The sequence below is a fragment of the Martinezella sp. CNPSo 3957 genome, from assembly GCF_057784395.1.
Genome location: NZ_JBXSOU010000002.1, coordinates 136,356 through 157,481 on the forward strand (window position 1 = coordinate 136,356; position 21,126 = coordinate 157,481).

Below are 21,126 nucleotides of genomic sequence, written 5' to 3' on the forward strand. Positions count from 1 at the left end.
GGCGATAGAGAGCCACAGGCTAAGACAAGAAGCCAGCGGCCGGCAATAAGGGCCTAATGCCGGCCAATTATCGCAGGTATCCCCAAGGCTACACCTTCCTAACATTGAGCTTCCGAGACAGGCGCGTCATGGCGTCCTTTGCTAGGCGCTGTTGTTCGGCTTCCCGGCTGTAAAGTTCGGCATGCTGGATATCATCGTGGCCCAAAGTCTCCATCAGTTGACGCGTGGTTGAGCCGGACTCGGCCAACAATTTGCCGAGCGTTTTGCGCAAGCCGTGAAGGGTGCAGCCGGATGGCATCTCTGCCAGTTTGGTCCAATGAGCCATCATGCCTGTTAGGGATTTCTCGGAGAAAGGATTTCCATAAGCGTTGATCAGGACAAATTCCTTGCTTTTGTCGAGCGGTTCAAGAATCTCCAACATCATCGGAGTGAGCGGCAGGACAAGGGTTTTGTCGCCCTTCTTGGTGGTGATGGTTGCCGTGCGGGTCTGGAAATCAATGTTGCTCCATTTGATCTTAGCGAGATCGGAGCGGCGATTGCCTAGCCACAGGGCAAGGCCATATGCGGTTCTAGCTGCTGACCCGAGCGACCATCTCGCTTCAAAGGCAGCGCGCTCCTGCTCCGTCCAGGCGCGCCACCCCTTGTATTCCGGGCGGTACGAGAGTTTGTAGGTTGGATCGCTGTCTATCCATTCTTCATCGAGCGCCACGCAAATCATCTTGCGAACGGCGACCAGCAAATGCTTGGCCTTGTGAGGCGTTTCGTGAAATCTTGCGAGCAACTCTTTGACGTGCCGGCGTTTCAGGTCCCGCACCATCATGTTACCCCACTTGGCGGTTCCGTTTTCTACAAGCAGCAGCTCAAGAAATTCCTCAGCTAACCGTGTATTCTTGTCTTTCGTGGCCTGATCGTGTTTCAGCCATTCGGGTGTGCGTTGCACCTTCCGCCATGCATCTCGAAATGAACCCTGCGCCACCGCGCCCGGCATGCCGACAACCTTAGCTGTCGCTGGTTTTCGGCCCTCGACTGCGGCCTTATAGTGTTGCTCAAACTGCGGATCGCCGGGTGTTCCCGGCAGAGAAATCGTCTTGCCAGAACGGCGAAACCGCCAGCGGGTGGTTCCGTGGCGGTCTTCGAAGGATGATGCAAAAGGATAGTCGGGATGCGTAGCCATGCCGCATTCTACTTCTGGGAGTGCCGGCCTGACAATATCTCGTCAATCATGTTGACGCCTTCGTCTGGTAATTCGGTGAACGCGGCGTCCAGGGCGATACGATCCCAAATTACGCGACCATCAACCTTCTTCGCCTTTGGCATACGGCGGTCGGCAACGAGCTGATCAAATTTTGTGGTGCTAACGCCGATATATCTGGCTGACGCCTCGCGGCTCAAGCCACGGGGAGGGTACGCTATTCCGTCAGTTCGCTCGATCTTCATCAAACGTCCTCGCAGTTTATCCAAATGTGAGCGCCAGCACTGCGAGGGTAGTGGTGACGGTGATAAGACCGATTGCAGCGCAGAGCGCGCGCAGTTCCGGAACGAGCCGGGGTAGGCTCGTGGGCGTCTTTGTCATCGGGGAAATGCGAAACATGGGGTGATCTCCGTTCATCCGTTCGGGAAACCGCCTCACGTGAGGCGGAAACCGGAGCGGATCGAGATCAGAAGGTGCGGGCGTCCTCGGCTGAGCGCATCAGTTTCGCCGCCCGTGACGCGTTCTCTTCAATCTCTTCCTTGGTGAATCCCTCGGCTTTTAGTTCGGCTTCGGTGATGCCGGGCCGCTCGCGGCTAAGCTCCGCGATCTCTTGTGCGATGTTTCGTCTTTTGGGAAAGTCGTTTGCTGACGATGCCTGCATGTTGGGTATCCTTTCGCGATTTTGAGCCGGTCGGGCCGTCGGATGTCGCGGATATATACACGCTATTACGTGCGTGTAAATATCATGCACGCGAAAGCGTGCATTATTACTTGCAGAAGGCTGCGTTTGCGGGTAGTGCGACAGCCGCCACAGTTCAAGAGCGCGATTGAGGGTCAGCAAAAATATGCGCGAGAACGGTACGGAATGTGTGAATAGAATCCTAAATATTCTTGTTTTGTTCTCAATCCAAAATAAACGTGTTGCACGTATGAAGCGCGGGTGGACTGAGGCAAGCGCCATGATGGTGATTGCGGTAAGCCGGCGTGGAAGCCCCCACTATTGCCGGCCGACGAGGGCAATATCAATTATTGCAGGCGATCCTTGTCAGCAGAATGCAATTCAAAATAAGTATTAGGTAAGTAGGGTGGTCAGACTTGGGGATTGATGATGAAATATTATTGGCATGGGTAACGTTGGACCCCGAGGCTCGAGGTAGAATACTTCGAGAATTTATTGCTTGTTTGCCCGAAGAGCAGCAAGTAATCCTGCCTTTGCATCTTCGGGAAGTGATTGAAGAGCCGACAAAAGGTCTTCGTCATCCTTTGAAAGATCACGGCCTAGAAAAAGGTACGTCATGCTAAGATGAAGCTCGACGGCGAGCTTTAGAACCTTCTCAATGCTGGGGTCTTTCGGCGTATTACGAAGTTCGTTGACGAAATTGACGCCGAGACCAGCGGCTAAGCTAATCGCGCGGTCCGACCGTCCATCATTGTTAACTGCCCGCAATAGGCGTGTCTTCCAGTTCTCTTGCATGGTTCTCTCATAGCATTGTGCACGAAAAAACGTGCGAACGTTATTGCGTGTATTGAATATGCACGCAATTGCGTGTACGCGTGCCGATATGTGCACGCCCATTCTTGAAGAAATTGATGCTTTCATGGCGGAGACCGGCATAGGCGGTTTCCGCTTTGGCATGCTCGCAATTAGAAACGGTCGGCTTGTCGAGCGCCTGCGTTCCGGGCGGCGAATTTGGCCCGAGACCGAGGAACGCATTCGCAAGTTCATGGTCTCGGAAAAAGAGCGGCGGGCGCTGCGCGCTAGCGCGCGTGCTCGGCAATCTCATAGCAAGATCAATGGCGCGGTGCCTTTGGAGACCGCGAGATGAGCGGTCAAATTTTCCTTTCGCGCGGCCAATCCTCCCGGCCTGCTGCACCCCGCGCCGTGGCGCTTTCTCAGTTGCCGCCCGGCGCGGGGAAATCTCGTTTTGCATGCGGGCCTCCGTAGCTTGGTAACGCCCTGAATTTCTCACCTTCGATCAATTCCCACCACGGGAAAAACGCTGGGATTTTCCCGGCGCGGGAAAGGCTTTGTCTCATGATTTCCACTGCATGGTTTCATCGCATAAAGGCGGCACAACGCGATCTTATACGGCTTGTCGGCGGTATCGAGCGTTCTGCGGAAATATCCTCGATCTCGAAAAGTCACATCGGTCGCATGAACAATGCGACCGACCCGGAATTGATGCCGCTGCATGCTGTCTACGCCCTGGAATCCGAATGCGGCGTGCCCGTGGTTACGTCGGCGATGGCCGAACTGAGCGGAAAGCGCCTCGTGGACCCCGAAAGCGAGCGCGGTGCCGATCACTGCCTTATCGCGGCCTACTCCGAGACCGTGCGTAAGGCGGGCGATCTCATTTCCGGCGGTGCGGTTGCAATTGCCGATTTGGTTGTGACGCCTGCGGAGGCGGCGAAGATGGACCGCGATGCTGCGGAACTGGAGCAGGGGATTGCCGTTCTTCGGCAAGCTCTTGCGGCTATTAAGGCACGCGGCGGGCAAAAAGTCGGCTTGCAGGTGGTCGGGGGTGGACAATGAAGCCTCAAACCGATCCCGCCATTGATGAATTGATGTCCCGCCCCTTGTCCGAACGCGCAAGGGGTTTTCTGCGTGAGGTGCAGCATTCCGGCGGTCGTGCTGATGTTGCGTGTGACGCTATTCGCGAGCGCCTCGCGCAGGAATGCCGCCGCTGCGGTTATCTCCATATCTGCGCAGACGAGCGAACCGTAAAGCTGACTGGTCTCGGCCAAGCCTATCTCGACCGATTGATGAGGGCGAACTGATGGCCGGATACAATTCCGTGAAGCTCCCTAAGCCCGGCCCGAATGCGCTCGCCCTTATCACGACAGCGGTTCGCGATGGCATCGTAAAGGCGGCAGAGCCGAGGCATGTAACTGCCGCAAACAATGCCGTTGGCAACCGTTACCTGACCCGCGACAAGAAAGACTCGAAAACCTACTATACGACCGACCGCGCTCGGGAGCTGCTGGCGACCTTGCGGGGTATTGCGGAGCCGGGTGACTTGCCGGATGCGGGGGATATACCTTCACATCTACCGGATATCCCGCAGCCGGCCGACGCGTCCGGTTTGGTGGAGACGGTGGAGCGGGCGCGGGCATTGCTGGACGAGGGAGATATCGTCAATGCTCGCATTGTCGCGTCTGTTGCCTATGCCACGGCCAAGACGGCGGCACAATTTGCCGAGCAGATCGGCGCGACGGAAAAGCTGATTGCCAAGGCACGGCGGATGCAGGCCGACGCCTTGCTGATCGAGGCCCGAGCCAAAATCTTGATCGCCGACAAATGGGATGAAGCACAGAAGTCGGGGCAAGCTTCCAAAGGTGGCCGGCCGAAAACCGTTTCCGATGGAAACGGTTTTACATCTGAAGAGACCGGCCTTTCGCGTAAGGAAATCCACGAAGCCCGCAAATTGGCGGCTGCGGAACATCGCGAGCCGGGCATAGTCGAGCGCGCAATTCAGGCGCGGCTGTCCGCCGGACTTGGACCGACGCGCGCCAATCTTCGCGCCGCTGTCGGAACGGCAAGCGCCACGAAAGCGGAGCGCGGCCAAAACCTTTATGAAACGCCGCCGGAAGCGATGCATACGCTACTGGAACTGGAAGAATTTTCCGCGACCGTTTTCGAGCCGGCATGCGGGCGCGGCGCGATCTCTCGCACGCTGGAGGAGGCTGGTTACGGTGTCATCCTCGCCGATCTGCTCGATTACGGCACGGCGGACCAACACGGCGAATTGCAGGCGGTTCAAGACTTCCTGACGTCGCAGCCGGGGGACGGCGGCACTTACGACATCGTGACGAACCCGCCCTACGGCGACGTTCTCAACGCCTTCGTCGCCCATGCGCTGCGGGTCTTCCGGCCGCGCAAGATGGCGCTCCTTCTCAACCTGAATTTCCTTTGCGGCTTTGCGGACGATGACCGCAATTTCGTCATGGATGATTGCCCGCCGGCTCGCGTCTACGTCTTCAAGCGCCGGTTGCCGATGATGCATCGCGACGGATGGAACGGTGAAAAGGCAAGCAGCCGTATGAATACCGCGTGGTTTGTTTGGGAACTGCGCGAAGACGGCACATATGGCGATTGTACGGTTGCGAGGCGCGTTGACTGGAAAGATTTCCTGCCGGCCGGAACCGCCACCACGGCGGAAAGCGAGGCGGAATGATGACGCCTGCGCAAACTGCTCGCGAGCGTGAGAAAGCGCGGGTTTCTCGATTGACCGGCATCGCCGAGCTTTGCCGGGGCGACCGTTGGTCTATCGATGCCGATGGCGCGGACACCCGTATCGTTGTGCGGCGCGCGACGGGTGAACATGCCGTGCTTTGCACCATGCACGCCGATGCTCTTCCGGAAGATATCGAGCTGATCAGCGGCGCGCTAGAGAATGTGGTGCTGTTCCTTGAGCTGCGCCGTCGTGCCGTCATTGCATTGCGGCAAGGTCGGACCCACGAGCCTCTGCCGAGCCGGCTGCGTGCCGGCGACTTCGCTGCAAACGCGGCCATGCTTTGCGCGGAGCCGCTTTTTCATCGCTTCCTAGAACGTCGGGATAGCAGCCGCGCCATCCACAACAAGGACCATGCCGATACCGTGCTGAAAAAGCTGCTCGGCATTTCCAGCAAAACGCAACTGAACAACGAAGAGCGCGCACAGGTCGCCTTTCTCGACCTGCGCGCCGACTTCGACGTGTGGAAACAGGGGAGGGGTCGTTGAGCCACGTACTGCCCATTATCGAAGAGCTTTGCGACTGCGAGACCGATGCGCAGCGCGCCGACTGGCTTTTGCGGGTGCCGGCGGGTGTCATTTATCGCGATTGCGCAACAATCCGCCGCGTCCTGATGGAAGCGCAATTCCGCTGCGGGCTTGACGCACTGGACGTGGAGTTTGCGGCTATCAATGCGACACGCCTGCCGGACGGTGGATTGCCGCAAACGGTCGTGCTTGCCGTCCAGGCGGCGCGCTCGTTCCTTCGTGAGATCGTGCGGAAAGGGGGCGCCACGTGAGCGGCGAGGCAACCATTCGGCGCGGCGCGCGCAATGCCCGCTATGCCGCCATTCCCAACCATGTTTTCGAGGACGACCGGCTTTCAATGGAGGCGCGTTGGCTGCTCGGCTATCTCTTGTCCAAGCCGGACAACTGGACCGTCGTCGTTGGCGATATCGTCAAGAAAGGCGGCTGTGGCCGCGACAAGGCCCGCAAGATGATCGCCGAGCTTGTCGAGCATGGCTATGCTGAGCGCGAGCAGTCCCGCGCGGACGGCAAATTCAGTGCGTCCAATCTGGTCATTTTTGATGAGCCGCGTTCTCCGGACGACGCTCAACCAGAGCCATCCGATAGTGTGGCATTTTTACCGCAGACTGAAATGCCGGCGCCGGCAAAACCGTCGCCGGTAAAACCGGCGCCGGCAAAATCGGCACTTAGTAATAACTTAGAATCTAGCAATACTGATTATCAGCAAGAGAGAGATGCGCGCGACGAAGGTTCGGAGGAAAAGCCGGAAGCCGTCGAGCGTGCCTTTCGTCGCTGGTACGCCAAATGGCCGACGCGGGACAAGGATAGCGAATATGCTGCCCGGAAGGCCTGGCAGAAGCTCTCGCCAGAGCAGCGTGCCGACTGCATCGCCAAATCTCCAACCTACATCGAACGCGCCGAGAAGGCGAAAATCTCGGTCCCGTGGGCCGGAGCTTTTCTCACCGGCCACGATTGGGAGAAGCTTGAAGACCCGAAGTCCGACGTTGCGCTGCCTATCGTCCACGGCGCTTACACGAGGGCGTGGCATGCCGGGCGTTGTGCCGAACTGCTGAAACCTGCTTCCGCCACTATGCCGGCATTGCCGCCGCTGCTGCGAGCGCTCGTGGCCGAAGGCGGCGAAAAGGCCGAAGCGATCTTGCGGGAGCGCCGAGTCAAGCATGGTTGGCCGAAGGTCAACACCATGGATGAGCGTGCACAGGATCATAAGGGCATGACCGTCCTGCCGAACGTGTTCCGCATCTCGGAGGGCTTCACCAACACCCGCAGGAACGGCGAGCTTTGTGCGGCTTGGGAGCGATATTTCGCGCGTACTGGTTTGCCATGGGTGCCGGCTCCGGCCGGCGTCGAGTGGTTCTTTTTCCCACCTATCGCCGCCGATGCCACCGATTTGGACGTGGCTGTCAGCGAGGCGTGGGCAGCATTTGAACAGCAGGTTAACGAGGGACATTCTTATGATGCATAACGTGAAAATATATGCTGCCAGCAAACCGGTCAGTCCGGAGGCTTACGACCTAACGCGCTTTGCATCGCTGTTCGATCAGGTGCGCGACCGCAAGCGAATCAAGGCCACCATGCTCTCCATGGCGGCGGGCGATCAGCCGGGAAAGCGGGAATGGTTCGTGGTCGAGACGAAGCACAAGCAGGAAATTTCTGTTGAACACGGCCTAAGCAATGCTGGCGTGAAAACTTTTTTGCCGCTCGAAAATGTCGGCCAACAAGTCGTTCGCGGCAAGCTGATGCAAGATGTGATGCGCCCGCTGATGCCGGGCTATGTGCTCGTCAACATGGTGTATTCGGCCGCTGCGGTATGCGGCATTAGCCGCGTCGAAGGCGTTGCTGGCTTCGTCGGTGGCATGGTGTCGCCACATCGTGTATCCGATCAGGAAGTGCAAAGATTCAAAGCGTTCGATGAAGCGCCCGACGCGGCACACTGCATGGCGTTTAAGCGCGGCATGACCGTTCGGTTTGCCTTCGGACCCTTCGCAAAGTTCAACGGCGTCATCTGCAAGATGCGCAAGGATCGCACCATTGAGGGCCAACGAGTGGCGACCGGGGCAGTGATCAAGGTGGAACTTTTCGGCAAGGAACATCTCATAGAGGCCCCTCTTGCGTTCTTGGAAAAGTTGTGAGAGTCAGAGGGCAGGATGATCTACCGTCCATGTGCAAGCGCGCCACCTTCGGGGCAGGCGAGCGGAGCGAAAAGCTTCCACGCTGTTTAGCCGGGTAGACCCTGCCTTGTCCCTCTCGATTGAGAGCAGCGACTCAAGGCGGGTGCTACTGCATTGCCAAAATCATCATCGTATCGAAGGCGGTCCAGCGGATCGCCTTTTCTGCATTCCATAGGTAGGGCTTGCTGATGACCGCGATATCCATGCAATGGGTTGACCGCAACCTTTCGGAATACGGCAAGCGCATTGGGGGGCTGAAAGACCGCTTCCCGAAGGTTTTGCCGCGCATCGTCAATCAGGTCGGCAATCGCGCCAAGACGGTTGTCATTCGTGAGCTGACGAAACAGACAGGCTTGCCGCGCGCGACCATTGTTCGCGCGATTGGCAACCCATCGACGGCTCAGCCCGGCAAACTCTACTATGACATGACCACTCACGGCGGGAACATTCGGTTAAAGTTTCTTCGCCCGAAAGAGACGCCGGCTGGCGTTATAGCAAGACCATTCGGCAAGCCGACGCTCTATCCGGGTGCGTTCATGCGCGGTGGTTTGTTCCCAGATCGCAAGGACGTACCTGACTTCCACGGTCATGCCTTCTATCGATTGAACCCATCTGGCACGCGGATCACTTTTGCCCGCTCGGGCGTGTTCATCCCGAACGAAATGACGGCGGGCGCAACCTCTGCCGCCTTCCATCGTATCGCAGCTCCGCTCCTCAAGGTGCGGGTCGAAACTGCCTTGAACAAGCTGGTCCCCTGACCAGCGGTAGCCAGACAATCTCTAGGGATGTTGTTCAAGGATTCTGTCGATCATCGGAATCGTATAGTCTTGATCTGGCATATCGCTGCAATCTGCCGTTCGGTAATATTCACCCGCATCGAACGCGAGATAGATTTCAAAGAACGGGGAGGGGAGCGCGCGATCCTCTAGATGGTCGGATAGAACAGACCAGAGGTCATTCATTATCGCGTCGCACACGGAGTAGCTGAGAGCTCCCGCACGGTATTTTCGAGCGATGTTTAAGGCGGCCAAGCTATAGAAGTCATGTGGCGACACACTGCCCGACCACCGCTGAATGTCATTTGGCGAAATTCGCACCTCCCGAGAGCCGCCGGCTATGGCAACCATTTCGGCTATGTGCTGCTCAAGCGCCTGAGAATCCATGTTTGCTCCGCCAAGATAACTTATGAGCCCCGAACTTTAGCCGATAGTATAGCCTCAATGCGATATGAGCTATCGTTTACAATCCCGATTGAGGCAGCGAAGCGAAGGCGCTGCGGCATCGGCCTGAAAGATATCACAGCTCCGACGCTCCATCGTCAAATCCCGCTCGGGCGGCACATCACCCCCCATTCAGGGACCGGTTTGCAGGCGTTCGCCCCGGACGGGCCTGGGGGACTGCGCGATTTCGCCAGTAGCACTTTCAAAAAGCGGTACACGGATACACGTGCAATACACGTGTGGATGCACGGGTGGCACACATGAACGAGGAATGGATATCGATCACGGAAGCCGCCGCACGACTTACACAGTCCGGCGACAAGATCGACCGATCGTCACTCTCACGATATCTCAAGCAGCATTCCGAAGCTCTGCCGCTCAAGGCGGACGGCAAATCGAACCTTGTCGATTTCGTCGCGCTCATTGCGCATCGTAGTGAGAATGTCCGCCTCAAGACGCCAGTTGCTTCGTTGCCCGGCATGGGAGCCACGCCGGTATCAGCTCCGCACGTGATGCCGTCTCGCTTCAAGGGCACACAGTCCGATGGTGCCGCGCGTAAGGCGCAGGCGGAAGCGGAACTGAAGGAAATGGACCTTGCCGAGCGGCGTGGCGAATTGACCATCGTCGCCGAGGTAGATCAAGGCGGACGCGATGCAATCGCCCTCATGCAGAGCGCTTTCGAGCGTGCAATTGAAACGGAAGCTGCTGCCCTGTCCCTGAAATACGGATGGGATGAGCGCATGGCCCGCCTCGCGCTCAAGGGTTTTGCGAGGGAGGGCCTGAGCGTCTTCAACCGCGAAATTCTGAAAAGGCTGGACGGCATGCGGCGTCAGTCGGAGGCGGGCGGCGATAACCAGTATCACGAGACAGGGCAGGCTTTGCAGTGAGCTTTCATGATGTTCGTGTCCGATTTCCGGAGCTGGCAAACGGCGCGGCTGTCCTCTTCGGAGGCTTGGCCGCTGCAAGCCGTCCAGCGGAAGACCTGACGATAAGCGAATTTTCGGATCGTCATCGCAAGGTGTCGCCGGAATCGGGTTCGCCTTGGCCCGGCGATTTTCGAACCGACCGCGTGCCGTACTTGCGCGAGCCGCAAGATTGCCTGCATCCCGATCATCCGGCCCGGCGCGTGACCTGTCGATGGGCGGCGCAGCTCGGTAAATCGACTGCAATCGAAAACTGGTTTTGCTTCATTGTAGACCAAGCGCCGGGGTCGATGATGATCGTACTGCCGACGCTCGAAGAGGCGACAAAGTTCAACCGCATCAAACTGCAGCCGACCATCGAAGCCTCAAAGCGCATTGCGCATAAGGTTTTGCCGGTCAACAGCCGTGACGAACAGGGTAGCACCACATCCTTCAAGCGCTATGCCGGCGGCTTTTGCCAGATCGTCAATGCAGGCTCTTCGAAGGGCTTGCAGATGGTGTCTATCAAATACCTCGCCATGGACGAAGTGACGGGCTACCCGAAAGACGTTGACGGTCGCGGCAGTCCTCGCGATCAGGCACGCGCCCGTCAGAAGATGTACGGCGATCTTGCGAAGGAATGGCAGGGCTCCACGCCGGGCATAGCGGGCGAATGCTCGATTTCGGAGGACTTCGAAAGCGGCGACCAGCGTTTCCGCTACATGCCTTGCCCGCATTGCGACACCTATCAACCGATCATCTTCGACATGATGCGCGGGCCTGACAAGGACCATGGACTACCGGTTCACGTTCGGTGCATGCGTTGTGATGGTGTGATCCTCGACGGTCACAAGCGGGAGATGGAAGAGCGCGCACACTGGATTGCCCGGCGCGTCCAAGATGGTGAAGAGCCGGTTCCGCTTGAGATTTCGGCCGATGAAATAGCCAATTGGATTTGTCCACCTTGCGAGGGACGTTGCCGCGACTGGCAACCGAGCTATCATTTGTGGGCCGCATACGCGATCCGGGAAAAATGGGCTGACATCTGGCAGCGCTGGATTGACGCGCAGGGCGATACGACGAAGCTCAAAGCCTTCTATCAGCAGGACTTGGCCGAGCCTTACGATCCCGGTAGCACAACAGTCGAATGGGAAAAGATCGTCAAGGCCGCAAGAGACGAGATGGTGCCGACCGGCATCGTACCGGAATGGGCCGCGCTGCTTGTCTCTGCTGCCGACGTTCAGGGATACGGCATCAAGTGGGTTGTCTATGCCATTGGTCCACGCGAGCAATATTGCCTGATCGACCGTGAGATTTTCGAAGGCTCGCCGGACCAGAGCGATGAGCCATGGATACAGTTATCCGACGCCTTGAACCGAACCTATCTCACATCAGGCGGACGTGAAAAGGCAATAGACCTTTCAGGCATCGACTCCGGGTGGTCCACAGACAGAGTCTATCGCTTCTGCGTTGGCCGTCCGAACGTCATTCCGTTGGACGGACGCGAGCCCGTCGGCTTGCCTTGGCTCGGGACGCCCGTAAAGAAGGATGTCAAGGACCATCGGAAAAAGGTCATTGCCAAGGTCTTGCTCTATCCTGTCGGTCTCTACGATGTGAAGACCGCCGTCACTGCTGCGCTTGCCAATCTCGTCCAAGGTGCCAGCGAGACCGGGCAGTGGCCGCGCGGTACGATCCACTTCGCGGGCGATCTCTGCGACGAGGACTTTGCCAAGGAGCTAACCGCCGAATGCTTGGTGGACGAGGAAGAGGAAGCCCGTACCAGCCTCAAGCGAAAATCGAAGCGGCTCGTAAACCCGAAAGCCGGACGGAAATGGAAGAAGATCAACGGTCGCATGAACGACTGGTTTGACGCGACCGTCTATTCCTATGCCCTCGGCTGGTACCTTCAGAACAAGCGCAAGCTTACACTCGACCGGTGGGCCGACCTGATACGCGAACTGCATGGCGAACCGGAGCAGGCAAACGACCTGTTTGACCTGGCTGACCTAAGCCCGTTCAGCAAGCAAGAGCAGAAGCCAGCGCAACCATCCGGAAAATCACGTCAGCGAAAGCGTTGGGGGTCATACTCATGATTGAAAGCAAACCTCGCATGCGCGTGAAGGCGAATTCGGTTCGGGTCGAGATGCCCGTGCAGCAGCCAGCGCCGTCCCGCAAAATGACGGCGCGATATCTTCGCGGTGATCGGGCCGGCACACTTAGTATGCGTCGGGCAATAACGCGCGATGCACGGATAGATGTGCGTGAAGCAGCGGAACGGGCTTCTGCTCTGGCCTTCGATTTTATGCAGAACAGCGGCTGGATATCGGGCGCTATTCAGCAGATCGTCACCGATACCATCGGTGAAGAGTTAAAACTTGCCTGTCTCGCGCAGCTCGAATCCTTCGGTTACACAAAGAAGCAGGCGACGGCATGGTGCCGCCGGGTCGAACGGGCTTGGCGGCGCTGGGCATGGAACCCGAGGGAATGCGACCTTGCCGGCAAGGCGACCATCGCCGATATGGCGGAAGCGGCCTTGCTCAGCTTTCTTGCGACGGGCGAGGCTTTCGGCCTGCTCGATAATTTGTCGCTCGAAAAGCAACGTCGCCTCGGCATAAAATCGGGTACGAAAGTATCCTTGATCGCCTCGCATCGTTGCCCTCGCAGGACAGAGGAAAGCGTCGGTCTCGATCAGGGTATCTACCACGATGAGGATAACAGGGCGGTTGCCTATCGCTTCCGTGTTCGGGTGGGTGGCGTTGAGCAAGATCGGACCGTTGACGCTTCCGATGTTATCCATGTCATGGATCGCGCCGCAAACCTCAACAGTCCGCGCGGTATTTCAGTCATCGCAGCCGCGTTGAAGGTTATTGCACAGTCGGACCAGTTGGCGGATGCGACCTTGGCGACGGCATTGATGCAGACCATCTTTGCAGCGACCATCAGAAGCCCGGAACCGAGCGAAACAGCGTTTCAGGCCATACAGACATTGAACGATATAGACGCTCCCGCCAGCTTTGACGGGGATTGGTCGGAGTTCATCGGTGGGCTGCAGCAAGATTTGCTCGACGTTTGGGACCATCGCATTGGCGCGTTGAAGGAAAAGGGCATCTCCATGTCCGATTCCGCACGCATCAATCATCTCGGTCCCGGCGAAGAATTCCAGATGCACACTGCGGCAACGCCGGGTTCTCAATATCTGCCTTTCTTCCAAAATCTCTTGAAGGAAGTCGCCCGTTGCCTCGGCATCACCTACGAAGCATTGGCGATGGATCATTCCAACGCTTCTTATTCCTCGGTCCGAATGGCCGTTGCCAGCATCTGGCCGATTGTTCTGCGTCGGCGCACTCGTATCGTCGCTCCGTTCTTGCAGGGCATCTTTGAGCGTTGGTTGGATGAAATGATCTTTCGGAAGATCATCCCTTTCAAGGGCGGATATGAGGCTTTCAGTCGGGACAGAGAGAGCGTCTTTCAGACGGAATGGAGCGGTCCGGCCGCACCGTCTGCCGACGATTACAAAGCCGCCCTGGCCGCCAAGATCAGGCTCGAAACCGGTCTATCCACCTACCACGATGAATGCGCGCTCGCCGGCAAGAATGGCGAGGAGCAAATCGTGCAGCTTGGGCGCGAAAAGAAGATGTTCGAGGATGAGGGTGTTCCTCATCCCTTTGGCCGGTCGCAGGGTGGCGGCGGTCCCCTCGGGGCCGCAGCCGTTGGCAACAGAGACCCCGCGAAGGAGGCTGCTTGATGGTGGACGGTTCCGACCCGCTGAAAATCGATTGGTGTGCGCGCGCGGTCAAGCTCCGTCGCGTGGAAGAGGCGTTGCTTTCTGGCGAGATGGTCACGGAAGCGCGCTTCGGTGAAGACATGACGCGCTATGCCAATGCCTCATTGGCAGAGGTGCAGCGGGCTTTGAATGAAGCCATCCGCAATTGCCAGATTGCGCGAGGCGAGAAACCAGCGCGAACCCGATACGCGATCAGCGGTCGCATGCGCTCTTACTGAGGTCACGGAAATGGCTGCAATTCTTGAAGACGGGAAGCTTCGGCTTTCCGGCTATGTCGGCGACTATTACTTTGAAGACGGCTTTACATCGGCCGATGTCGTCTTTGCCTTGTCGCAAATCGAGGCCGATGCGGAGCTTGCCGTCCATATCAACTCGGGCGGCGGCATTGCTACGGAAGGTGCGGCAATCCACGCTCTGCTCACGGCGCGTCCCGGCGTGACGAATGTCGTGGTTGAAGGGATTGCGGCATCTGCCGCTTCCCTCATTGCCATGGCAGGCAATACCGTCACCATGTCGGCGGGTGCGGTGATGATGATCCATGATCCGAGCGGTTACACGTTCGGCAATTCCGACGATCACAACAAAACCATCGAAGCGCTCGAAGCCTTGGCAACCTCATATGCCCGCGTCTATGCGGCCAAGTCTGGCAAGACTGCAGACGAATGTCGGGACATGATGAGGGCCGAACGGTGGCTAACACCTGACGAGGCGGTCGCCGAAGGCTTCGCCGATGAAACGACTGAGAATAAGGCCAAGGCGGTTGCCGCCTTCGATTACCGGCTTTTCGCCCACGCTCCGAAAAACCTCGTTGCGCTGTCGAAGGCCAAGAATTGGTCAATGACGACCACTCCCCCTCCCAAAAGTCAAAACCCCACGTCCACCAAGGAGAAGACCATGAACGACAAAGAGCGCGCGGATAACCTTGCGACTGAAAATGCCGGCCTGAAAGCGCAGATCGAAAAGCTCACGGCCTCGGCAGAAACCGCCGTGAAAGAAGACCGCGAACGCCGTGCCGCGATCATGGCGCTTGACGAGGCCAAAGGACGCGAAGCGCTGGCGGAGCATCTTTTTGCAACCGGTGTTTCCGTCGATGCCGCCAAGGCAACGTTGTCGTTTGCGCCAAAGTCCGCCGATCCGGGCGAACAGGAATATCAGCCGCCGCGCACCATGAATGCGCAGGGCCTCAATCGCGAGCCGACTAACGGCAAGGCGCAAGCGAAATCGGGACTTTCCGCCCGGATCGATGCCCGCGTGCAGCGCGGTAAGGCATAGCCGGCTCGGCTGGCACTACCCGCCGGACTGCTTGGAGTGTGTAGTATCCCTAGCTCAATCTCGCATATTCGGCATTCTTTGCGAACAGATCCTTGCGCATCCTCACACATGCCATTGGCAATTCGCCACCTAGTAAGTGCTGCTCACGCCGAAGAGCTGTATACCCACAGGACCGATAGAAGCTCTCGGCCGTCAAGGACGAGCTCAAGCTGAGGGACTCCAAGCCAAGTTCAATCGCGATGCGCTCTAGTTCCAGGATTATGGCTGAACCTACTCCTTTGCGTCCCGCAACTGGATGGACATAGCAGGCACGCAACTCGGAGTCCGTGGGCGTGAGGGCACCGATGCCAATTGCCGATCCGTCGATTTCGGCAATTAAACGGTGTTCGCCACCTGGATTCAAAGCGACGCGTTGCACGTTCTTATCGGTAATGGGGAGGGGCGCCCACGCCTCAATCACTGTTGCAGGATAATCATGGACGGCGATTCCACGGACGGCGGCGTGGTGAATTTCGAGAAATGTTCGCGCATCCGTCTCTCGTGCTTCTCGAATGGTTAAATGCATTCGGCAACCTCGTTTGGATGACGTCGAAATATTCAAATTTTGACGCGCTCTATAGCCAACCCGACAAACAGAATGCTTCACGGAGATATTCTCCGCAAGGCAACTAACCCGCAGCTTTTACGTCAAAAGCGTACTTCCCGCTGGTCTTCACTTTGGACCGTGCATTTCGGTCGTACCGGGCTGGCAATCACTTCAACCGCAACACACTCTTTTAAAAGGACACCAATATGGGCACTCTGCCTGTTCTGAAATTCCAGCAGTCGCCGGGCATGTCCAAGCTGCTGAAAAATGAAGTCGATCCCGAAATTTGCCGTGGCGTCGGCACCTTGCTTGCAGGGGAGGCTGCAGCCCGCTCCGTAAAGATGGGTCAGCTTCTCGGCAAAATCGTTGGAGCCGATCAGGCTCCGGCCGGTGCGAAGGCTGGAAAACTTGTTGCTTGGGACCCGGATGCAACGGACGGCAGTCAGCTCGTCTACGGTGTTTGCCTCAAGGATTGCGAGGCGGCGGCCGGGGCCGATCTGGTTGGCGGCGTTCTCTACTCGCGCCGTCTCTCGGTCCTCAATCGAGCCGCTATCGTGTGGCCCGCTGACGCTACCGACGCGCAAAAAGCTGCGGCGCTCGACGACATCGAAGAGCGCTTGGGCCTGATCGCGCGCGCCTAACCCCCTTCATCATTCGCTGGAATTTCCGCCTCGCGGTCGCGGGTAGGGGTTCCTATGCCTATCAGGATACAAGGATCAATCCGCTATGCCGGAAATCGTTTTGCCTTACTCTAACGTTGATCTCACGACGGAGGTCAACAAACTTCCGAATACCTTCGGTCTACTCAATGCGCTTGGTATCGCGCCGGGCGAGCCGAAGCGTTCGCGCCTCGTTCGCATCGATTATAGGGAAGGGCAGATTGTTGTCCTGTCCCATCAGGAGCCGGGCGGACCCGGCGAGATTTCGGACGATGGCGTGCAGTCCGGCATTATCCTGTCCATCCCTCATTTCACCCACTTCGAAAACATCCTTGTCGGTGACATTGATGGTCTCTTGGAAGTCGTGAACGGGCAGATCACCGAAGCATCGCTCGACGCCGAGCTTGAGCGCAAGCTCATCACCATCCGCAAAAACCATTCGATCACGCGCGAATTTCTGCGGCTCGGCATGCTGCGTGGCGAGATCAAGGACGGCAAGCTGCGGACGCTCTACAATCTCTATGATCTCTTTGACGTCGAGCGGAAGGAAGTCGATTTCGCCCTGGGCACAGCCGGCACCGATGTTCGCCAGAAGTGTGAGGAAATCAGCGACCATATCCTGACGAACGCCAAAGGCGAGACGGTAGGCGGCGTTGAAGCGGTCGTTGACAGCAAGTTTTTCGCTAAGCTGATTTCGCATTCCAAGGTCGAAAAGTTCTGGGTACAGGCGCAAAACTCTTCACTGCATACCCAGTTGGAGCGCCAACGTCTCGGCGGCAACTGGGGCCGAGTGTTCGAGTTCGGCGATATCGTCTGGCGAGAATACAAGGGCGGCTTGCCGGTCAAGGACAATGACGGTCGCATCGTAACGGCCAAGAACGTCGAGGACAATTCCGGTTCGGTCTATCCGTCCGGAACACAATCCATGTTCCGTACCTTCGATGGTCCGGTCTATCACATCGACCGTGTCAATCAGGCTCCGAGCGCGGACGAGGAAGGCTCTATCTTCATCTCCACGAAGGAACTCGACCACGGTGTTGGCCTCGAGCTGAAATCGCAGTCGAACATGCTCGCCATCTGCAAGCAGCCCGATTGCTTGGTGCAGGTCAAAACCTCGAACTAAAAGCAAACGTCATCCGGTCGCTACCATGGCGACCGGATGCAGCCTTTGGAGAATGAGCATGCCTGTCGGGGCTACCTTTCACAGCGTCCGCGATTCCGTGGTGTCGGCTGTAGACGCCAAGTTTGCCGAAACAGTCCGCTTGTCTCCTATGAGCGGTGGAGCGAAGGATCAACAGAGGCCGCAGCGGGAAATCGAGGCGGTCTTGCGTACAGGCGCCGAGAAATCGAACGCCGTTGACACGGCGAACCCCGCCGCATGGCAAGTCAAGATCGCGGCGGGCAAGGCCATGCTCTATATCGACCGCACGCGGTATCCCGATATCGTTTTGAAGAAACAGGACGCGGTGCGTGCGTTGGCCCGCCCCGGGCAGCCCGTTTTCGAGGTCTCGCTTGTCGATGACCGCAATCATACTCGGCTGATTGTCGAGCTAGTCCACAAATAACAGAATTGGTGAGTTCCCATGTCCCTCGTACGTGTCGCATTGCGCATTGCTGCCGTCGAAGCCCTGAAAGGGCGGACGCTGGTGGATGGCAATGTTCTCGATAGCCAGATTGGCGCGCTCGACATTGCCGCCAACGGATCGCTGCACACGCCGCAGGAGAAGCCGTTTATCTCTGTCTATACCGACGACGCCAAGGTGACGGACGGGCTAGAACTTCGCTCACTCACAAAGAGCGGCAAGGTGGACATCTTTTTCGAGGCCGGAATAGCGACGTCGCACGTTGTGACGGATGCCGCGACCGATGAGTCCGTCATATATGAGGGCGTGCCGGCGACAGACGCGAATTTCGAATTCCATCTGGATTTAACGATGCGGCAAATCGCCGATACGTTGGCCGACCCGGACAACGAATGGTCGGCAATCTTCAATAGCCTGGTGCTCGGCTTCGGGCAGTCGCAACGCTCAAGGGCAAGCGGCGATACCAATGGTGTGCGGCTAGCGGCACACCAATTGAAATTGACCGTGGATGCTATCGCCGACCCGGTGCGCGGCATTCCCCTTAAAGCCAACTCGCCATTGGCGCGGTTTTTCACGAAGTGTGAAACGGAGCTTGTTTCGCGCTCGCCGGATATGGGCCGAAAGATCGCGCTTATGCGCGCGCAGATTTCAGGCGATGCCGACGAACTGCAAGCCGCGATGCGCCGTTACGGCATGATCTACAGCGAGGCCGACGCCATGTTGATGACGCCGGCCTTTGAGGTGACGCGATGACGAGCTTGGTTGAACAGCTTTCGGACATGATGCACCGAATTGCCGAGCTTGAGCGCCGCAACCGGAACCGCCGTAGAAAGGGGACCATTGCGGAAGTCAGCGACGACAAGAGCAAGTATCGGGTCAAGCTGTCCGATCAGAACGGCAAACCCTACCTCTCGCCATGGATCAAGGCGCGGACGCTCGCGGCCGGTGGCGTCAAGGTGGACGTTCTTTATCAGAAGGGCGAGCAAGTCGATGTCGTATCCGAAACCGGCGACATGGCGGACGCGCAGATAGATTTCTCCACGTACAGCGATGCGAACGCTCGCGAGAACAAGGATATGCCGCTGCATATCAAAATCGGCGATACCGTCGTGGAAGCCTCGGCCGATCTGGTCAAGGTAACGGGTGCAAACGTGATTGTGCATTCGCCGAACGTTCAGCTTGGTGGTGAGGGCGGCAAGAAAGTCGCCCGCATTGGTGACAAGGTCGACGTAGGGGCCGGCTCGTCAATGGGCCTCTGGCCTATTGTCGAAGGCTCGTCCAGCGTCTTCGCCACAGACTGAGATGGCGGCGTTGAGATTTGGCTGGCAAGCTATCTCTTGTGGAGAGTTTGCCAGCCATTTAGCGTTGTCGTGTCATTTATGGACGTTGGCGAGTCAGCGTGTGGTTAGAACGGTTGGCTGCCTTAGATCGTTTTTCTTGTGCGGAACCATCGCTCGAGATTGGTCATCAGCTCGGTTGGCCCAAATGTAAACGCTGCCGTCATGGAGCAGTTGGCTAACAACTTTAAAGCCAGCCTGTTCGATCATCTCAGCAAGCGCTTTTGGGGAGATCAATGCATAAAAGGAGTACCCACGCAACGATTTCAGGAGGAAGCCATCGTGCCAAGGCTCTGCGATCGGGAGACTTGCCATGCGCGTAAAATCGGAATTTCTATATTGCACCACGAACAGGCAACCAGCGTTTGGTTCCAGCTTGTCCAGTATCTGAGCAAGAAGCTTCTGTCGCTCATTAGGTACCGGGATGGCGGATAGGACGTTGATGCAGAATGCCCTCTCATAAAGGCCTGGGCTGCGAGCAAATTCACTCGTACTAAAAACGGAAATACGATTTGAGCCACGGAAAATGTCTCGTATGGAAGTGCGGTATCCCTGCAAGGTCTGTTGCCGGGAAATTTGTACTTCCGAATCAACTAGTGATAGATGCTCCGTAGTCTGCAATATTGAATTGCAATACCTCAGCTTTCCACACCCGTAGTCGAGGGTACGGTTCACGGGTGACAGATTGGTCACCAGGGCAGTGAGAAATTTCGAGGTTTGTGACGCTGGCTTGGCTGCGTTTTCGGATTTTACAACCTTGCCGCCGGGTAGGCTATAGTGCATTGAATTCTGCTGCCACAGCAGCGCGCCGTGTGCCGTCTCGAACGACCTGCTCGACTTGGCTCTCGGCATAGGTCGCGCTCTGCAATCGAAAAAACCGCATAAAAAGCAGCAACACGATGCATGCAATTAGAAGCGATGCAGCTGGTGTCCACGCCCCGTAGACCGCTAATATAATAGCTGTGACGGTGAGAAGCGCTATCGCTTCTAGGCAAGCCCAAAACCAAGACCAGTTAGTTAGGGCTTGAATTATTGTGTGGTTATCGATGGCCGGGTTAGTGCTTGAAGCATATGCATAAAAGGTCGTTCCCATAAGGCTTTTCCGCTGTTGTCTCACTTTGTTGAACTGCGCAACGGAAAGACTAGCTCCAGACGCAATCGCGAGTGGATACAGGACATAGTTCACATCGAACTCATTGCGGATGCGGAGGAGGTCGGCAAGCCTATCATGCAGCTTGATCGCATGAGCAATGAGCGCAATGCCAATCGCTAAAATGAGCACGCCGACGAGCGAAATAGGGAAATGCAGAACAGTTGCCGCATCTCTGGGAAAGACGCTGTCGATATAAGCGCTTAGCTGTGTCACTGGCGGTGCGAATTGCCGTAGCATGAGGATGCAAAAAACAGCGACGCCCCCAGTGTACCAGCCGAGCTTGGTAAGCATCTCGTTATAATTGTTTACGCTTAAAATTGGAAAGAAAGACATTTGTGCCTCCCAATATGTCTCGTCGCCAAATAACGCCATCTATGGGCGTCTAACTCTAAGAACGCAATCAACTTTTGGTGGAGTTCGACAAATCGCCGCGGCTTATGATCTGCTGGCGTCTGCCACGTAATTCCAAAAAAACTATTGAGTTCGCACCGGCTGCGAGATCGCCGGGCAA

The 21,126-nt window shown here is 57.3% G+C and carries 28 protein-coding genes; 18 read left to right on the forward strand and 10 right to left on the reverse strand.

Features of this window, described 5'->3' with window-relative positions:
• Positions 1-88 precede the first annotated feature (88 nt).
• From AC13QE_RS05770 to AC13QE_RS05795, 6 genes are all read right to left on the reverse strand, one after another.
• Positions 89-1,174 (reverse strand): tyrosine-type recombinase/integrase, encoded by a 1,086-nt coding sequence (locus AC13QE_RS05770; protein WP_488482965.1) that lies wholly within the window; start codon positions 1,172-1,174, stop codon positions 89-91.
• 8 nt (positions 1,175-1,182) lie between these two features.
• A complete protein-coding gene (locus tag AC13QE_RS05775; protein ID WP_488482966.1) occupies positions 1,183-1,437 on the reverse strand; it encodes a hypothetical protein in 255 nt (84 codons plus the stop codon).
• A 16-nt stretch (positions 1,438-1,453) separates the two neighbouring features.
• Complete coding sequence (locus tag AC13QE_RS05780; RefSeq protein ID WP_488482967.1) at positions 1,454-1,591, reverse strand: hypothetical protein; 138 nt, start codon at positions 1,589-1,591, stop codon at positions 1,454-1,456.
• Positions 1,592-1,658: 67 nt separating this feature from the next.
• Positions 1,659-1,853, reverse strand: coding sequence for a hypothetical protein (locus AC13QE_RS05785; RefSeq protein ID WP_015340535.1), 195 nt, complete (start codon positions 1,851-1,853; stop codon positions 1,659-1,661).
• 510 nt (positions 1,854-2,363) lie between these two features.
• The gene (locus AC13QE_RS05790) at positions 2,364-2,666 is read right to left on the reverse strand and encodes a hypothetical protein (protein WP_488482968.1); all 303 of its coding nucleotides are present in this window, start codon (positions 2,664-2,666) and stop codon (positions 2,364-2,366) included.
• Between the two features lie 40 nt (positions 2,667-2,706).
• On the reverse strand, positions 2,707-2,976 hold the full coding sequence (locus AC13QE_RS05795; RefSeq protein ID WP_488482969.1) for a hypothetical protein: 270 nt from the start codon (positions 2,974-2,976) through the stop codon (positions 2,707-2,709).
• Between the two features lie 251 nt (positions 2,977-3,227).
• Here AC13QE_RS05795 and AC13QE_RS05800 point away from each other — a divergent pair, with 251 nt between their 5' ends.
• The 8 genes from AC13QE_RS05800 (at position 3,228) to AC13QE_RS05835 (ending at position 8,877) form a co-directional block, all read left to right on the forward strand.
• Positions 3,228-3,725 carry a hypothetical protein gene (locus AC13QE_RS05800; protein ID WP_488482970.1) on the forward strand — a complete coding sequence of 166 codons (498 nt, stop codon included), beginning with the start codon at positions 3,228-3,230 and terminating at the stop codon, positions 3,723-3,725.
• The gene (locus tag AC13QE_RS05805) at positions 3,722-3,970 is read left to right on the forward strand and encodes a hypothetical protein (protein WP_488482971.1); all 249 of its coding nucleotides are present in this window, start codon (positions 3,722-3,724) and stop codon (positions 3,968-3,970) included. Before AC13QE_RS05800 ends, AC13QE_RS05805 begins: the two co-directional genes overlap by 4 nt.
• Before the next feature lie 17 nt (positions 3,971-3,987).
• Complete coding sequence (locus tag AC13QE_RS05810) at positions 3,988-5,367, forward strand: SAM-dependent methyltransferase (protein ID WP_488482972.1); 1,380 nt, start codon at positions 3,988-3,990, stop codon at positions 5,365-5,367.
• Positions 5,368-5,417: 50 nt separating this feature from the next.
• Complete coding sequence (locus tag AC13QE_RS05815) at positions 5,418-5,912, forward strand: hypothetical protein (protein ID WP_488482973.1); 495 nt, start codon at positions 5,418-5,420, stop codon at positions 5,910-5,912.
• The gene (locus AC13QE_RS05820) at positions 5,909-6,202 is read left to right on the forward strand and encodes a hypothetical protein (protein WP_488482974.1); all 294 of its coding nucleotides are present in this window, start codon (positions 5,909-5,911) and stop codon (positions 6,200-6,202) included. The genes AC13QE_RS05815 and AC13QE_RS05820 overlap by 4 nt, the downstream gene beginning before the upstream one ends.
• The gene (locus AC13QE_RS05825; RefSeq protein WP_488482975.1) at positions 6,199-7,413 is read left to right on the forward strand and encodes a helix-turn-helix domain-containing protein; all 1,215 of its coding nucleotides are present in this window, start codon (positions 6,199-6,201) and stop codon (positions 7,411-7,413) included. Before AC13QE_RS05820 ends, AC13QE_RS05825 begins: the two co-directional genes overlap by 4 nt.
• Complete coding sequence (gene nusG / locus AC13QE_RS05830; protein WP_488482976.1) at positions 7,403-8,080, forward strand: transcription termination/antitermination protein NusG; 678 nt, start codon at positions 7,403-7,405, stop codon at positions 8,078-8,080. The genes AC13QE_RS05825 and nusG overlap by 11 nt, the downstream gene beginning before the upstream one ends.
• Before the next feature lie 227 nt (positions 8,081-8,307).
• Positions 8,308-8,877, forward strand: a complete 570-nt coding sequence (locus AC13QE_RS05835; protein WP_488482977.1) for a hypothetical protein — start codon at positions 8,308-8,310, stop codon at positions 8,875-8,877.
• A gap of 21 nt (positions 8,878-8,898) precedes the next feature.
• Here the strand turns inward: AC13QE_RS05835 and AC13QE_RS05840 are convergent, their stop codons facing one another.
• Entirely contained in the window at positions 8,899-9,282 is a 384-nt protein-coding gene (locus AC13QE_RS05840; RefSeq protein ID WP_488482978.1) for a hypothetical protein, read from the reverse strand.
• Positions 9,283-9,599: 317 nt separating this feature from the next.
• Between AC13QE_RS05840 and AC13QE_RS05845 the strand changes: the two genes are divergently transcribed.
• From AC13QE_RS05845 to AC13QE_RS05865, 5 genes are read left to right on the forward strand one after another with little or no spacing between them, the layout of a single operon-like run.
• Positions 9,600-10,226 carry a hypothetical protein gene (locus AC13QE_RS05845; RefSeq protein WP_488483332.1) on the forward strand — a complete coding sequence of 209 codons (627 nt, stop codon included), beginning with the start codon at positions 9,600-9,602 and terminating at the stop codon, positions 10,224-10,226.
• Positions 10,223-12,334 carry a terminase gpA endonuclease subunit gene (locus AC13QE_RS05850; protein WP_488482979.1) on the forward strand — a complete coding sequence of 704 codons (2,112 nt, stop codon included), beginning with the start codon at positions 10,223-10,225 and terminating at the stop codon, positions 12,332-12,334. Before AC13QE_RS05845 ends, AC13QE_RS05850 begins: the two co-directional genes overlap by 4 nt.
• A complete protein-coding gene (locus tag AC13QE_RS05855) occupies positions 12,331-13,986 on the forward strand; it encodes a phage portal protein (protein WP_488482980.1) in 1,656 nt (551 codons plus the stop codon). Before AC13QE_RS05850 ends, AC13QE_RS05855 begins: the two co-directional genes overlap by 4 nt.
• Complete coding sequence (locus tag AC13QE_RS05860) at positions 13,986-14,243, forward strand: hypothetical protein (protein ID WP_488482981.1); 258 nt, start codon at positions 13,986-13,988, stop codon at positions 14,241-14,243. The genes AC13QE_RS05855 and AC13QE_RS05860 overlap by 1 nt, the downstream gene beginning before the upstream one ends.
• A gap of 10 nt (positions 14,244-14,253) precedes the next feature.
• Positions 14,254-15,297, forward strand: coding sequence for a head maturation protease, ClpP-related (locus tag AC13QE_RS05865; protein ID WP_488482982.1), 1,044 nt, complete (start codon positions 14,254-14,256; stop codon positions 15,295-15,297).
• Positions 15,298-15,346: 49 nt separating this feature from the next.
• Here the strand turns inward: AC13QE_RS05865 and AC13QE_RS05870 are convergent, their stop codons facing one another.
• Entirely contained in the window at positions 15,347-15,862 is a 516-nt protein-coding gene (locus tag AC13QE_RS05870) for a GNAT family N-acetyltransferase (RefSeq protein WP_488482983.1), read from the reverse strand.
• 227 nt (positions 15,863-16,089) lie between these two features.
• Between AC13QE_RS05870 and AC13QE_RS05875 the strand changes: the two genes are divergently transcribed.
• The 5 genes from AC13QE_RS05875 (at position 16,090) to AC13QE_RS05895 (ending at position 19,426) form a co-directional block, all read left to right on the forward strand.
• Positions 16,090-16,524 (forward strand): head decoration protein, encoded by a 435-nt coding sequence (locus AC13QE_RS05875; protein ID WP_488482984.1) that lies wholly within the window; start codon positions 16,090-16,092, stop codon positions 16,522-16,524.
• Positions 16,525-16,609: 85 nt separating this feature from the next.
• On the forward strand, positions 16,610-17,665 hold the full coding sequence (locus AC13QE_RS05880) for a major capsid protein (protein WP_488482985.1): 1,056 nt from the start codon (positions 16,610-16,612) through the stop codon (positions 17,663-17,665).
• A 52-nt stretch (positions 17,666-17,717) separates the two neighbouring features.
• A complete protein-coding gene (locus tag AC13QE_RS05885) occupies positions 17,718-18,107 on the forward strand; it encodes a hypothetical protein (protein ID WP_488482986.1) in 390 nt (129 codons plus the stop codon).
• Between the two features lie 18 nt (positions 18,108-18,125).
• On the forward strand, positions 18,126-18,878 hold the full coding sequence (locus AC13QE_RS05890; protein WP_488482987.1) for a hypothetical protein: 753 nt from the start codon (positions 18,126-18,128) through the stop codon (positions 18,876-18,878).
• Positions 18,875-19,426 (forward strand): phage baseplate assembly protein V, encoded by a 552-nt coding sequence (locus AC13QE_RS05895; RefSeq protein ID WP_488482988.1) that lies wholly within the window; start codon positions 18,875-18,877, stop codon positions 19,424-19,426. Before AC13QE_RS05890 ends, AC13QE_RS05895 begins: the two co-directional genes overlap by 4 nt.
• 93 nt (positions 19,427-19,519) lie before the next feature.
• Here AC13QE_RS05895 and AC13QE_RS05900 read toward each other — a convergent pair whose 3' ends face one another.
• Both AC13QE_RS05900 and AC13QE_RS05905 read right to left on the reverse strand, forming a co-directional pair.
• Positions 19,520-20,245: a methyltransferase domain-containing protein gene (locus tag AC13QE_RS05900; RefSeq protein ID WP_488482989.1), complete on the reverse strand. Its 726-nt coding sequence runs from the start codon at positions 20,243-20,245 to the stop codon at positions 19,520-19,522.
• Positions 20,235-20,948 (reverse strand): hypothetical protein, encoded by a 714-nt coding sequence (locus AC13QE_RS05905; RefSeq protein ID WP_488482990.1) that lies wholly within the window; start codon positions 20,946-20,948, stop codon positions 20,235-20,237. The genes AC13QE_RS05900 and AC13QE_RS05905 overlap by 11 nt, the downstream gene beginning before the upstream one ends.
• Positions 20,949-21,126: the final 178 nt, after the last annotated feature.